This window comes from Streptomyces sp. NPDC056061, from assembly GCF_042266885.1.
Lineage (GTDB): Bacteria > Actinomycetota > Actinomycetes > Streptomycetales > Streptomycetaceae > Streptomyces.
Map to the genome: position 1 here is coordinate 160834 of NZ_JBHJWQ010000005.1, position 14136 is coordinate 174969.

General features: G+C 70.3%; 9 protein-coding genes and 1 pseudogene. 3 read left to right on the forward strand and 7 right to left on the reverse strand.

From position 1 onward, the window contains the following. The first annotated feature begins 194 nt into the window (after positions 1-194). Positions 195-1223 (forward strand): helix-turn-helix domain-containing protein, encoded by a 1029-nt coding sequence (locus ACFC79_RS10700; RefSeq protein WP_376237868.1) that lies wholly within the window; start codon positions 195-197, stop codon positions 1221-1223. An 88-nt stretch (positions 1224-1311) separates the two neighbouring features. Here the strand turns inward: ACFC79_RS10700 and ACFC79_RS10705 are convergent. Beyond that, positions 1312-1502, reverse strand: a pseudogene (locus tag ACFC79_RS10705) (IS5/IS1182 family transposase); the annotation flags it as partial. A 216-nt stretch (positions 1503-1718) separates the two neighbouring features. On the opposite strand from ACFC79_RS10705, the gene ACFC79_RS10710 reads away from it, so the two are divergent. Then, entirely contained in the window at positions 1719-5108 is a 3390-nt protein-coding gene (locus tag ACFC79_RS10710) for a S8 family serine peptidase (protein ID WP_376237871.1), read from the forward strand. Between the two features lie 424 nt (positions 5109-5532). After that, on the forward strand, positions 5533-6654 hold the full coding sequence (locus tag ACFC79_RS10715) for a PP2C family protein-serine/threonine phosphatase (RefSeq protein ID WP_376237873.1): 1122 nt from the start codon (positions 5533-5535) through the stop codon (positions 6652-6654). 156 nt (positions 6655-6810) lie between these two features. Here ACFC79_RS10715 and ACFC79_RS10720 read toward each other — a convergent pair whose 3' ends face one another. The 6 genes from ACFC79_RS10720 to ACFC79_RS10745 all read right to left on the reverse strand — a co-directional run bounded on the left by ACFC79_RS10720 (position 6811) and on the right by ACFC79_RS10745 (position 14101). Continuing rightward, positions 6811-7695 (reverse strand): hypothetical protein, encoded by an 885-nt coding sequence (locus ACFC79_RS10720; RefSeq protein WP_376237876.1) that lies wholly within the window; start codon positions 7693-7695, stop codon positions 6811-6813. A gap of 63 nt (positions 7696-7758) precedes the next feature. Next, positions 7759-9090, reverse strand: a complete 1332-nt coding sequence (locus ACFC79_RS10725) for a Dyp-type peroxidase (RefSeq protein WP_376237878.1) — start codon at positions 9088-9090, stop codon at positions 7759-7761. A 34-nt stretch (positions 9091-9124) separates the two neighbouring features. Continuing rightward, positions 9125-10138, reverse strand: coding sequence for a hypothetical protein (locus ACFC79_RS10730; RefSeq protein WP_376237879.1), 1014 nt, complete (start codon positions 10136-10138; stop codon positions 9125-9127). 68 nt (positions 10139-10206) lie between these two features. Then, complete coding sequence (locus ACFC79_RS10735; protein ID WP_376237882.1) at positions 10207-10740, reverse strand: hypothetical protein; 534 nt, start codon at positions 10738-10740, stop codon at positions 10207-10209. A gap of 299 nt (positions 10741-11039) precedes the next feature. Then, on the reverse strand, positions 11040-11906 hold the full coding sequence (locus tag ACFC79_RS10740; protein WP_376237885.1) for an alkaline phosphatase family protein: 867 nt from the start codon (positions 11904-11906) through the stop codon (positions 11040-11042). 68 nt (positions 11907-11974) lie between these two features. Beyond that, the gene (locus ACFC79_RS10745; RefSeq protein WP_376237887.1) at positions 11975-14101 is read right to left on the reverse strand and encodes an alpha-galactosidase; all 2127 of its coding nucleotides are present in this window, start codon (positions 14099-14101) and stop codon (positions 11975-11977) included. Positions 14102-14136: the final 35 nt, after the last annotated feature.

Here is a 14136-nt window from a genome sequence, read left to right on the forward strand (position 1 = left end):
CATGTCCACGCCGCGCTCGATATCAGCCCCGACCTCCACCGGACCTCGGACGGCACCGCCTTCACCGCCCGACCGCCGAAGGAATCCCGGGTGAGACCGGGCAGCACGATAGGGTTCGGGGGAAACAAATCCGTTCGGTCCACACGAGCCGTGACAAGGACCGGACACCGCAGTTGCCCTGCGAGGAGGACCGGATGCTGCAGGCGCTGGGACTGGGGGCGGCCGAGGAGACCATCTACACGGCACTGATGGCCCAGCCGACGGCCTCCGCGCACGACCTCGCCCGGCAGACGGGAATCGTGGTGGCCGAGACCTCCCGCGTCCTGGCGGACTTGGAGACACGGGGTTTGATATCGGTCGCCACCGAGCCGGACTGCGAGGAATCCGGTTCGGCCGGGCAGCCGACCGGGTCCCAGTCCGTCCACTACCGCCTTGCTCCGCCCTCTGTGGCCCTGGCCCCGCTCCTGGCCGAGCAGCGTAATGCGCTCCACCAGGCGGAGAGCGCGTTCTCCATGCTCATCGAGCAGTACCGCAATACCGCCGTACACTCCGCCACCGGTGTCGTGGAGGTGGTCGTCGGTATGGAGCAGGTCGCCCACCGGTTCCATCAACTTCAGCGCGGAGCCCAGCGGGAACTGCTCGTCTTCCTCGTCGGCGCGCCCGTCGCGGTGCCCCGCGAGGAAACCGGCATGTCGGAGAGTTCTGTGCTGGATCGCGGAGTCGACTTCCGGGCCGTGGCGGTCAAGGACTACCTCGACACTCCCAACGTTGCAAGGGATGCGCGGGCGGCCATCAAGGCAGGCATGCAGCTCCGGCTGGTCGACTCGCTGCCACTGAAATTGGTCGTCTCCGACCGGGAGCGCGCCATGGTGCCGCTGGATACGGCGGACTCCGACGCCGAGCCGAGCGCGATCGTGGTGCACCGCAGCGGCTTGCTGGCAGCCCTGGTCCATCTCTTCGAGATGGAATGGGCCCGTGCCCGGCCGCTGCACATCACCACCACGGGTGTGCACGCGGAGGAGACAATTGAGCAGCAGCCGACCAAGGGGGAGCTCGATGTCCTCGCCCTGCTGCTGGCAGGTTTCTCCGACCGGCGGACGGCCTCCCAACTCGGCGTCTCCCTACGCACCGTGGAGCGGAGGACACGCCGCCTGATGGACCTTGCCAGAGCGGATTCGCGCCTGCAACTCGGCTGGCACGCCGCACGTGCGGGCTGGCTCTGACCTCGTCGGTCCGAGGGCCGAGGAGTCCGCGCCTGTTGGCGGTCACCCCGCGTGGGCCGCCGTCAACTCCTGGCGGATACCTGCTTCACGGCCGGCGGGGTGTGATGTCATGCCGGATTCTGCCGGTCGGGCGTACGGCGAGTGGAGTGCCGAGGCGATCGACGATCACACGGTGCTCGGAGTCGGGGCGGCTGCGGTCCACCGGCGACGACGGCCCGACATGAGCCCCTCTTTCAGAGACATGTCGTGAGACCCGTCGATCGCCGCATCGTCCACGTCCGGCAAGCCGGCTGTCCGCAGGTCAACGCCGTGCCGGCCGGACGTACCCCCATCGGCCCCCGAAGCCTCACGGAGCCGCCGAACCAGCGGACGTGACCTTGTGGCGGAGAACCGTCATGCGGGAAACCCGCCATGCCCGGCACCCTCCACGCAATCCGCAATTCTGCCAGGCTGCGGCTCCAGCATGGCATGTTCACAGCGTCAACGAGGAGATTCATGCGCCCCATAACCCGTATAGCCTTGGGCGCGGCGACCGCCACCGTTCTGGCCGTCACCGCAGTCGCGCCTTCCGGGGCGGCGGATATGCCACCTGACGGGACCTCGGGGAAGAGGCCCGTCATCGGCAGCGGGACCGCAGCAACGGGCGGCAAGCAGGTGACGGTCACGCTGATCACCGGCGACAAGGTACTGGTGACCACGGACGCGTCAGGCCGCAGTTCGGCGGCGGTGCTGCCCCGCAAGGACGGCACGCAACCGATGGTCCAGACCTATCAGATGGGCAAGGACCTTTACGTCTACCCGGAGGACGCCTCCCAGGCGATCGCCGAGGGCAAGGTCGACGAGCAACTGTTCAACGTTTCCGGGCTCATTCGCCAGGGATACGATGACACGCGCACCGACACGCTGCCGCTTATCGCCACCTACCGGAACGGTGTGAGCGTTGCCGCCGGCGCGCCAGCGGCTCCTCGCGGGGCCGAGCGGAGCCTGAGCCTCCCGGCTGTGAACGGCGTCGCGCTCAGGGCGGGAAAGGACACCGCCGCCGCCTTCTGGCAGGACATCACCAACACCCGCTCACGTTCCGGCTCCACGGTGAACAAGCTGTGGCTGGACGGCAAGGTCGAGGCCACACTGGACCGGTCCACCGCTCAGGTCCACGCGCCGGAGGCATGGGCTGCCGGCTACGACGGCAAGGGCACCAAGGTCGCCGTGCTGGACACGGGCGTGGACGCCGAACACCCGGACCTGGTGAGCAGGGTCGCCGAGGCCAAGAACTTCACGGACTCCAAGACCACCGACGACAGGCAGGGGCACGGCACCCACACCGCCTCCACGGTCGGCGGGTCCGGAGCGGCCAGTGACGGCCGCAAGAAGGGTGTCGCCCCCGGTTCCTCCCTGCTCGTCGGCAAGGTCCTCAACGACCAGGGCTACGGCCAGGACTCCTGGATCATCGCGGGTATGCAGTGGGCCGTCGACCAGAAGGCCGACGTCGTCTCCATGAGTCTGGGCAACCCCACGATCGGCGACTGCACCGACCCGATGGCCCAGGCCACGCAGGAGCTGTCGAAGAACAAGCACACCCTGTTCGTCGTCGCCGCCGGCAACGCCGGTCCGGGTACCGAGACCGTCTCCTCGCCCGGCTGCGTGCCCGGCGTGCTGACCGTCGGTGCCGTCGACCGCGACGACACCACTGCGCAGTTCTCCAGCCGCGGCCCCGTGGCCGTCACCCACACCCTCAAGCCCGAGATCGCCGCCCCCGGCGTCGACATCTCCGCCGCGGCGGCGGGCGGCCGCGGCGTCTACGCCTACCGGACGATGTCCGGCACCTCCATGGCCACCCCGCATGTCGCGGGCGCCGCGGCCGTCGTCCGTCAGGCCCACCCGGACTGGACCGCACAGCAGATCAAGGCCGCCCTGGTCTCCTCCGCCCGCACCGGCGGCAAGGTCGCAGGCGCCGACCGGACCGGCGGCGGGGTCCTCGACGTGTTCGGCGCGGTGAACCAGAAGGTGCTCTCCGCGCCCGCCGTCCAGGCCGGCAGCTACAACTGGCCGCAGGACGCCTCGGACCGCACCACCGTGCAGGTGCCCTTCACCAACACCAGTGGCAGCGACCTCACCCTGAACCTGAAGGTCAGCGGTGTGCACGGCAACGACGGCAGCGACGTCAACTCCGGCATCGTCAAGCTGGGGCAGAACAAGGCGAGGGTCCCCGCGGGGGCCACCGTTCAGGTGCCGGTGCGGATCGACCCCACCGCCCGCCTCAAGGACGCCCAGTACGGCGCTGTCACCGGCCGGATCCTGGCCACCGGCGGCGATGCGCACATCTCCGTGCCCGTCACGCTCTACGTCCAGCCGGAGACGGTCACCCTCCGGGTCAAGGTCATCGACCGCAACGGCAAGCCCGCGACCGGCGCCTCCTCCCTGGACCTCGCCGGCCTCGACATCGACAAGGGCGAGCGCCGCAAGAACCAGGGCGCGACCGAGCAGATGTACCGTGTGCGCCCGGGTGACTATGCCCTCAGCGGCTTCGTGGCGACGAACGACGCGAACAACGCGCCCGAATCGGTCAGCTACCTCGCGAAACCGCAGCTGCGGGTCACCCACGACACCACCGTCGTCCTCGACGCCCGCAAGGCCCACCAGCTGAGCCTGCACACCGACCGGCCCTCGACGGTGGACAACACCACATTCAGCTACGCCCGCATGTGGGACGACACCTGGCTGATGTCTGGAACGCTCACGGCAGACGGCACCGTCCAGAAGTTCTACGCAGACGTCGACGGACGCGCCAAGAACGGCACCTTCGAGTTCCGGCCCACCTGGCGCGCGAGCGGCTCCGAGAACGGCTCGCCCTACGTCTACAACCTGTCGTTCCCGACCCCGGGTCCGCTGCAGTCCGACCAGGTCCACAAGCCCAAGGACTCAAAGCTGGCCCAGGTCACCGAAACGTGGAACGCCATGGGCAAGGAGGCCGACTACCTCGACGCGTTGTTCATCCGCCCCTCCGGCAGCAGCGGCGCCTACATCCCGGTGAGCCCGTACGGCAACGTCCACGTGCCCGCCACCCGCACCGCCTACTACACGACCGGCGACGACGCCTGGTACCACGGCGCGATGACCAGCTTCCCGTTCGCCGCGTTCATGGGTGACCAGGAGCGCACCTACAAGGCCGGACAGCGGAGCACCGAGGAGTGGTACGGCGGCCCCCTGCGGCCGGGCGCGGCGCGCGACGCCGACGGCCGGCTGATGCTGGCCGCCGAGCGGCAGGGCAACCTGTTCGGCATCCAGAACGCGCTCTGGGTCGACGGCTCCGGCGACCACTGGACCTACGGCGGTTCCTTCGGCGACATCGGCAACCTGACGTTGAAGCGAAATGGTGAGCAGATCGGCCGGCTCGCCTACCCCTACGGCGTGTTCGAGGTGCCGGACGAGGACTCCGCGTACGAGCTCACCCAGCACCTGGAGAAGATCGACTCCGGGGACCGCAACTGGCTGCGCTCCACCGCTGCGGACACCACCTGGAGCTTCCGCTCGCACCGGGAGCCGGACGTCTACTCGCGCGGCCTGCCAATCCTCCACCCGGTGTACGACGTGCCGGTGGACGGCCTGAACACGCTGCCCGCGCAGAGGGGCATCGAGGTCGGTCTGTCGGTCGAGGGCCATGCCGAGTACACCCCGGGCGCTGTCAAGGCGGCATCGCTGTCCTACTCCTACGACGGCGGCACCACCTGGACCCAGGCGCCGACCGAGCAGCAGGACGGCAAGTGGACGGCCGTCCTCGACCACACCGGAGCCTCCGGCAAGCAGGTCATGCTGAAGGCCACCTTCACCGACGCCAACGGCAACGCGGTCACCCAGACCATCACCCGCGCCTACGACGTCCGGTAACCACGCGGTCCGGCCGGGTGGGCCTCCCCACAATGGGCGACCCGCCCGGCCACCCGCTGCCCACACGTGATCCGCCTCTGGCCCCGGCACCACCCGCAGGCAGCTGCAAACGCACCGCCTGACGCCCGCAGCGCCCCGGCCCGGAGCATCGTCCGGGGCATGCGAGGCGCAAGCGGCGTACCGGGCCCGCCGGACCGCCCCGGGCGGATACGGCACGCCTGGCAGGCCCGGCCCGGAGCCGGTCCTTCCCCTCGGACCGGCCCGGCCGCCGGGAGTGCCCGGGAACCACCGCAGGAGTGCACAGGCCGTGCATCCTGCATGCGGTGCCGGTCACAGCGCAGGGACTTCGTCCGGCAGGGCGTGGCCCGCCCACGGCCGGGTCTGCTTACCGTACGGGGAGTGCACTGTCTGCCCGGGAGGTCCCGTGCCCCGTAAGCAATCGAAGAGTTCCGCCCGTCCCCTCAAGGCCATCGAACCTACGAGCGACGCCGAAGTAACGATCGGCGTAGCGTCGGTGACGCTCCTGGTGATGGTCCTCGGTGCCCTCTCCGCGTCCCCGGTGTGGCTTCTCGGGCTCCTCGTATTCCTGCCGGCGGCGGCGTCGGCGCTGTGCACCGTACGCCAGACGAAGCTCGTGTCCGCATGGACCGCACTGGTGGTCATCGTCACAATGCTGGTCCGGCACGGGGACGGGCGGCCGTGGCTCGACAGGATCCTCATGATGCTGCTCACCCTCGCGCTGGGCGCGGCGTCCGTCTACGCCTGCCACCGTCGGATCCGCCGCGAGCACGAGGTGCTGCGACTTCGCTCCACCGCGGCAGCGATGCAGCGCCAGATCCTGCGCCCGCTTCCCATGATCACCGACGACGTCCTGGTGGACGGAGTGTACGAGCCCGTTCAGGAGGACCGGCTCGTCGGCGGCGACATCTACGACGTCGTCGTCTCTCCGTGGGGAACCCGGATCCTGATCGGCGATGTCCAGGGCAAGGGCCTGCCCGCGGTCGGCGCGGCGTTCGCCGTCATCGGCACCTTCCGTGCGACGGCCCACCGGGAACCCACCCTGACCGCACTCGCCGATGCCCTCGACGCCTCCGTCGTACAGCACAACGCCTACGCCGCACAGACCGGCGAGGACGAACGGTTCGTCACAGCGCTCATCGTCAACATCGACGCCGACGAAGAGGTACAAGTCATCAACTGCGGGCACATTCCGCCGCAGTTGCTGCGCGATGCCACCGTCACCACGCCGGCCCTCGCATCCGGCGTCCCTCTCGGCCTTGCCGCACTCGCCGCCGAACCCGCGACCGTCGACTGGTTCGCCTTCCCGCCCGGCGCGACCCTGCTGCTGACCACGGACGGGCTCACCGAGACACGCGCCGCCGACGGCACGTTCTACCCCCTCGCCGAACGCCTCACCAAGCGCGTACATCTCTCACCCACCGACCTGCCGCGCGCCCTCTACGACGACGCGCGCGCGTACGCCGGGGGAGAAGACCAGCACGACGATGTGGCGGTCCTGTCCGTCCGGCGGTCACCGTACCGCTGAGCGCATCACGGCTCACGCCACGCAATCGACCGCTGCGCCCGCTCACCACCTGCGGGACGTCCTCCGGTACACCATGGGCATGGCTGCCGGGTCGATCCGGCAAGGGACGCCGGGGGTGCAGGGCGCGGGAACAGCCGACGGAAGGCGGTGTCCTGGTCAGCGTGCCCCGTCAGGTTGCCGGGGGCGGTTCCTGCGGCTGTTGAGTACCGCGGCGATCGGGAGGGCTGCTGCCAGGCCGCTGAGCAGGACCGCGGCGAGTGCGCCGAGGATGGCGGGCCGGTCGGCGAAGGCGATGCCGATCGCGGCCAGGGCGGGCCCGGCGTTGCGTACGGCGGCGATGCCTCCCATGGTGGTGCGGCGTGCCGGCGGCCCGGTGGCGAGCAGGGTGCCGGCAGCGAAGGCGGCGGCCGCGAGGACGAAGCCGGCCAGGAGGGTGAGCGAGCCGAGCAGGGCCAGGACGTCGTGCCAGTTCCCGAGAAGCATGCCCGCCAGCACGATCAGGAAAGTCACGTTCGAGACCGTGGCCGCCGGGGGGTGCCACGCTCGTGCGGTGGGCGTTGCGCAGTGGCGCAGCAGCAGGCCGACTGCGAACGGGAGGAGCTGCAGCAGGGCCACGGTTCCCACCAGCGTCGCGATGTCGAGGGAGACTCCCCGGCCGACACCGGAGGCGCTGAGGATCCCGTTGGCCGTGGGGGCGAAAGTGAGACTGCCGATGGTGGCCAGCAGCACTTGCATGGCCGCGCCCGCGACAACATCACCGCTTTGCACCATGGCCAACTTCGCCCCGAAGGGCCCGCCCGGTGAGGAGGCAGCCAGGACGAGGGCGATGAACGCCTCAGTGGGCAGGCCGAGCAGCATGCCGATGCCCCATCCCAGCAGCGGGACGACCACCAGGCTGGTGAGCAGGGCCAGTACGAGCAGGGGGATGTTGGCGAAGAGGCTCCGCAGGGCCGCGACGGTGGTTCCGAGACCAGCGGCAAACATGGTGGCTGCGATGAAGATCACAGTGACGGCGTTGAACAGCAGATGCAGTGTCTCCATGAGGCGACCCCCTCGGGCCTGCGGAGCCGTCTCGGGCCGGTGCCGGGCGCGCCCCGTGGACGGTCAGTCCCGCAGATTGCCGAGCCAGCCCAGGGCGCGCAGGCCGGGCAGGAAGCAGTACTCGCCGCCGCGGGTGACGACGAACCGCGGCAACGGGGGCAGGCGCCGGCGCACCGGCCGCCGGGGAATGGTGAAGTCGCCGCTGCCGTCGTGAGACCCGGTGACGGGGTCCTTGGCATCGCCCGCGCCGAAGAACACACTGTCGTTCATCCACTGGGACTGGACGAACTCGAACTGTCGCCCCAGGTGGGCCCCGATGAACGCGAACATCAGGCCCCGGTCCACCCCGTCGTTCTCCAGGTCCCCGTCGGGCAGTGGCGGGCCGTAGACGGCGCCGCGTCTGATCATGCGGTGCAGTCGCACCTCGCCCGCCACCGAGGCGTCACGGGGATTGGCTCGGCGGATGTGACAACCGGCAGGGGTGACGAATCCCGCCGGATCCTCCCGCGCGTACAGGAAGGTGTTGCGTCGGCAGGGGTCCGCACCGAGAGCGGGGTCGTCGTGGTGCGGGCTCAGCGCCAGCGGAGCTCCGCTGCGCCAGCGGCCCATCATCTTGGCGGCCAGCAGTTCCTCGTCCTCAGGGCCGGTGGCGGCCTGACGCAGGTAGCGGCGGAACGAGGCGACGTCCTGGTGGAGTTTACGGAAGACCGCGTAGCTGCCATTGCGTCCCAGCGCCTCCGGCTGCGGCATCTGGACGCCGCCGATCTCGTCCCGGTAGCCGAGCACGAACTCGCCCGCCTTCAACGGTGCCTCCAGCCGGTTCGACCCTGCGATGCCGCTGCCTTCGACGGCCGGGTGGCTCACGCCGTCGCGGTAGCCGAAGTGCTCGGTCTCAGTGGGCAGCGCGTAGCAGTCCTGCCGCCAGATCGCGGTCACCCCGGTGAGCTGTTCGTAGGCGGGGCGGGCCCGCTCGATGGCCACCGCCAGCCGTTCGGGGTCGGGCGCGACCGCGGTGAACACCACATGGACATCCGGGGTGCCCAGTGGTGCTTCCCAGTGCTCGGGGCCGCTCTCGCCGTCATCGCCCAGCGCTCCGGCGCGGGCGGCCATCCCCTGCCGGAACTCCCACGCGAACGTCTCCAGCGAGGCGGTGGGCACACCGAGAACCTCCAGCCCGTGGCAAGTGACCGCGACGCTCACCCACGTCTCCCCCAAGGGGGTGACCGAGTCGGCGGCCGAGGTCACCACCTCGCTCGCGCGCCGCATCAGCTCCCTCCCGTGCGCCCGGTCACCGATGCGGAACGCCAGATAGGTCGCCGCGTACGGGGTCGGCCGGGGAGCGAGCACTCCGCGCTGAATGTCGTCGAGCTCCAGTGCCACTCGCCTTCCGCTCACGGAAATCGCCTCCTCGCCGCGGGGGCCTGCGTCGCTACCTGGTGACGAGGTTCCGCCAGAAATTGCGCAGGCTCTCATCGCCGCCGAACAAGGAGCTGAAGATCGTGGAGTCGGCGAGCAGGATGTCGCCGCTCCGCTCACCTTCCGGAGGCATCCAGAGGAACATGTTGAACGCGCTGTTGCCGGCTTCGGTGAACGGATGCGGCCTGGAGGTGTCGATCGGCTGCATGGCCAGGACGTGAACGATGTCCGGCTCGTCCGTTGTCACGGCGTAGTGCGGCAGGTGCTGGTGAAAGTTGAAGTTGGTGACTCCTTCCAGCCACCCCTTGGCGTCCAGGTCTCTGAACGCGGAGAACGGGGCGATCCGGTTCTGCTCCCGCACGGCCGGCCGCAATCCGTAGCGGTTCTCCACCGGCACGCCGAGCCCGCGCATCACGCCCCGGAGGTATCCGGCAAAGCGCTGCTGCCGAGGTACCAGGGGATCGCCGTGATGGTGGTACTCGACGTCCCGCACCGCCAGGTCGTCCGACGCCCCCACGTCATGATGGGGCCCGAGGACCAGACGGGCGTCCTCTCGGCCGAGGAATGCCCGCAGCGCCTCAACCTCGCCGGGCTCCGCCTCCTGGCCGGTGACCATGTGGTCCAGCCCGAACACGAACAGGGTGTCGGTGTCGGCCAGCACCCGCTCGTCGAGCGGAGTGCGGAAACCGGCCTGGTCGATGCGCTGGTACACGGGGACGGGGTGTCCTGTGGTTTCCTCGACGAACTGCTGGAACGGCACCCAGGCCAAGAAGAACAGCTCCAGCGATCCCGCGATGCCCTGCTGGAATCGCAGCGGGTCGGACCACTTAGGGTCCTCGTAGGCGGGCCAGGCCACCCGCCGGACCTCGGTCATCGTGGAGAACCGGTTGTCCAGCTCGGCGGGGCTCCTGCCCGCCTCGGCAGGGTAGCTCCACGAGACATAGATGCTCACCCGCCGCCGGCCAGGAGTGGGGGAGCGCGGGACGTGATTCTGGTTGTACGTGCGGGCGGTGGCGACCTCGTTCATTCCGCCTCCCTCAACGGTCGGTCGGCTATCTGCCCGCCGGCCCGCGCTCGGCACGGGCCGCGGGTTTCTCACTGCAACTGGTCGAGCATGTCCGACAGGGCGTTCTTGACGCGTAGCGCCTTCTTGATCTCGTCGGCCGTGACGTAGGGGTACTCGCCGTACTCGATGAAGCTCGGGCAGTGGTGCTGACGCACGAACCTGACGAACGCCTCAGGGTTGGTTCGCCAGTCCTCGGGGAACCCTTCGAGATTCTCGAAAGCGGTGCTCACTCCCGCCTTGCCGAACAGCGCGATGGCGTCCTCGGTGTACTTGTCGAAATCGGTGTCGAAGATCCCCTGATACATGAAACGCGTGTCATCGTCGAAGAGCACCCAACGCAGGTAGTGCAGCTTCAACGGCGCGAGAAGATACGGATCGCTCTCCAGCGCCCTGGCCAGGGCGTAGCCGTATTCCCGCATGGCTTCGGCCCGGCCCGGCTTCACCCTCGCGACGATGGTGAAGCCGTAACACGCGGGTGTCTTCGGGAAAATCGGGCCGTACTTCCCCTGTTCGAGCTGGTCGGTGTCCTTGGCGATGACGGCCGCCTGCGGCTTGATCTCCATGGTCATTCCTCCCGCCGCCTACCGGCCGGACAAACCCGCTTCCATCCTCACACGCAGCGTCGGTCTCCGCATGCGACCACACAGCGTCATGAATCCGAGCCCCCGCACGAGGGAGGCTGCCCGCAGCGGTGGTGTGAATGTGTGGGGTGGCGGCAGCAGGTTGGGCAACAGCGGGTCCTGTGGGGCGGGCGGCTTGCGGGCCAGGGGCCCTGCCACCACCGGTTGCCGAAGGGCGACGGCGCGACGGATTCCGCCGCGCCGAGCGGAGAGGGGGCGTTCACGGAGGCCCTCCGGTCGGATCAGGCGGTGAACGCGGTGCCGTCCAGGGTCCAGTGGGCGTCGGGTGTGATGCCGAGGGCTGTGTAGACATGGGCGGCGACATCGGCGTGGTGGAGGGCCGACGGAGTCGTGCCAGCGGGCAGGCCGGGACCGCGCGCGGCGATCCAGGCCATACGCTCCTGCGGGCTGCGTCCCCCGTGGCCCCCTTCGTCGCGGTGTCCGTGGTCCGTCACCACGATGACCGTCCACTCCTCCGTCTCATGGCCGGGACGCTCTCGTACGGCGGTGAGCAACCGGCCGAGCCGCCGGTCGGCGGCCTCGATCGACCGGTGGTACTCCTGGCCGCAGCCGAGAAAGTGGGCGGTCTCGTCGACGGCGCCGAGGTAGACGAAGCCCGCGCGGAGGTCGTCGTCCGCTTGGAGGAGGTGTTCCGCCTCGACGGTCACCCTCTCGTCCGCCTCCTCCCACGCTTCGGGGGTGTCCTCGCGGGGAGCGACGTAGGCGAGCCGGGACGGGGCGACGAAGAGCGGGCCGCCCTGCTGCGCGAGGAAGAGCGGAGCCCAGCCTCCGACGGCGAAGGTCCGCAGCCCGCAGTCGTGCGCGAGACGGGTCGTGAAGTCGGGGAAGACGTCGAGGCGGTTGCCGTCGAAGCGATTGGCCCACACTCCGTGCTTGGCGACACCGACGCCGGTGACGACGGTGGTCCAGCACGGGCCCGACATGGTGGGGGTCACGGAGTCCACCTCGACGGGCGCGAGGAAGCCCGCGCGGGCGATCCCGTCGATGTGGGGGGTGGCGAGTTCGGGGAGCAGGTCGAGGCGTACGCCGTCGATGCCGACCACCAGTACGCGGGCGGTGTTCTGGGAGGTGTCCTGCGCGGTGTCCATGGGCGGATCCAGACGTGTCGTGGGCGGGCGAGGCAGGCGGGGTGTGGGCGTGGAAGGGGGCGTGTTGCTCAGGGGCCGACGCGGCGGAGCCGGATCAGGCTGCTGGCGTAGTCGCCGGCGGGAAGCCGCGGGTCGATGCCCTGGTTCACCAGGACGGTGCCGCTGTACACCCGGTCGAGGTCCAGGTCCAGGTAGTGGGCCCCGGCGTCGAGTGCGGGCAGCCGCACGGGGGTGGGGCGGTCACCGAACCGGGTCGTGGGGCGCCAGACGAGGAGCACGTGCTCGCTGTCGTCGGACGCCGCGTAGTGCACGGCGGTCACCGGGCCGACCGGGGTGATGCGGTGCTGGTGCCCCCGCTGCACGAGCGGGCGGATCCGCTTGTACTGGGCGACGAGTTCGGCGGCCTCGTCGAGTTCCTCGTCGGACCAGGACGTCAGGTCTCCGCCGATTCCCAGCGCCCCGGCCATGGCGACGTGGAAGCGGAAGCGCAGCGGTGTGCGCCGGCCGGTGGCGGGGTTGGGGCTGTCGGTGACCCACGCAGCCATGGCCTGGGCGGGGAAGAGCTGACCGAAGCCGTGGTGGATGCCGATCCGGTCGACCGGATCGGTGTTGTCCGAGGTCCAGGCCTGGTCGGTGCGGGCGAGGACGCCGAGATCGATGCGACCGCCGCCGCCCGCGCACGCCTCGATGCGCAGCCCGGGGTGGGCGGCACGGAGCCGGTCCATGACCCGGTGGACGGCCCGGGTGTGGTCGATCCACAGCCGGTCGGGGTCGGGGTGCCCGTCCCAGCCGGCCTCGGTGAAGGGCCGGTTGGCGTCCCACTTGAGCCAGTCGACGTCGTGGTCGCGCACGAGCCGGTCGAGGGTCTCCAGGGCCCACGCCTCGACCTCGGGCCGGGCGAAGTTCAGCACCAGCTGGTTGCGGAGCTCGGTCGCGTCGAGGCGGGGGGAGTGGACGACCCAGTCCGGATGGGCGCGGTACAACTCGCTGTCGCGGTTGACCATCTCCGGCTCCACCCACAGCCCGAAGGCCATGCCGAGTCGGTGCACCTCGTCGGCGAGCGGACGCACTCCGCGGGGGAACGCCTCGGGGCGGGGAGTCCAGTCGCCGAGCCCGGACCGGTCGTCGCGGCGGGCGCCGAACCACCCGTCGTCGAGGACGAAGAGTTCGGCACCGAGCCGGGCGGCCAGGTGCGCAAGGCGGATCTGGCCGGCCTCGTCGACGTCGAATCCGGTGGCCTCCCACGAGTTGTAGAGGACCGGCCGGTCCCGTTCGGGCTCCGGCAGTACATGCCCGCGTACGTAGTCGTGCCAGGTGCGGCTGGCCGCGCCGAAGCCGTGCGGGGTGTAGAGGCCGGCGTACACCGGTGTGCGAAGGCTCTCGCCCGCCCGCAGGGTCCAACTGAGGCCCTCATGGCCGAAGCCACCGGTCCAGGTGGTGCGGCCGACCGGATCGCGGTGGACCGTGACGCGCCAACTTCCGCTCCAGGCCAGTGTGGTGCTCCACACCTCGCCCCGCTCCTCCTCCGCGGTGCCGTCGTCGAGGGCCAGCCAGGGGCTCGCATGGTGGCCGGTGAGTCCCCGACGGCTCGTCAGCACGGTTTCAGCGACGGGAAGTCGGTCGCGGTGAAGCTGGAACTCGCTGTTCCAGCCGCCGACCAGATGGCTCAGCCGGTAGTCGGTCAGCGGGGGAGCGGTCCAGGAGGCCGAGTCCAGCCGGTCGACGGTGACCGGATCCGGCGGGCCGTCCGTGGCTGCGGTGTGGGTCAGCTCCGTCCAGCGCTCGACGACGTCGGTGCCGGGCCGGACGCGGTAGCACAGTTCGGCCCGCAAGGGGCGGTGCCGGTCGTCGAGGCGCAGCCGCAGTTCCCCGCCGTCGACGGTGTGACCGGCGAAGCGCCACTGGGCGCCTCGGGTGCCGTCGGCGAAGCGGACCTGAAGGCCGGCCGGTCCGAACCGCGCCCCGGTCTGCGGTGCGAGTTCGTCGGCGGCGGCTTCCGCCTCGAAGCTGCTCGCGGCCGGCGAGGTGGGTTCCGGCATCGCGGCGAGGGCGGCGGTGTCGAGCGGGGCGCCCCAATGGAGGTGCCGGGGGCTGCCGTCGGGGGCGACGCGGAGGGCGTACTGGCTGTTCGGTGTGCGCAGCACCGCGAGGCCGAGATCGGGATCGAAGGTGACGGGCGGGAGCGTGGCGAGCACGGATGGGTCCCCTGACGTACGGAGAGGAACAGGGC

Excerpts from the sequence above, each read along its gene's own strand:
- ACFC79_RS10710 (WP_376237871.1), top strand. The coding sequence starts at position 1,719 with ATGCGCCCCATAACCCGTATAGCCTTGGGCGCGGCGACCGCCACCGTT.
- ACFC79_RS10735 (WP_376237882.1), bottom strand. The coding sequence starts at position 10,740 with ATGGAGATCAAGCCGCAGGCGGCCGTCATCGCCAAGGACACCGACCAG.
- ACFC79_RS10700 (WP_376237868.1), top strand. The coding sequence starts at position 195 with ATGCTGCAGGCGCTGGGACTGGGGGCGGCCGAGGAGACCATCTACACG.
- ACFC79_RS10730 (WP_376237879.1), bottom strand. The coding sequence starts at position 10,138 with ATGAACGAGGTCGCCACCGCCCGCACGTACAACCAGAATCACGTCCCG.
- ACFC79_RS10740 (WP_376237885.1), bottom strand. The coding sequence starts at position 11,906 with ATGGACACCGCGCAGGACACCTCCCAGAACACCGCCCGCGTACTGGTG.
- ACFC79_RS10720 (WP_376237876.1), bottom strand. The coding sequence starts at position 7,695 with ATGGAGACACTGCATCTGCTGTTCAACGCCGTCACTGTGATCTTCATC.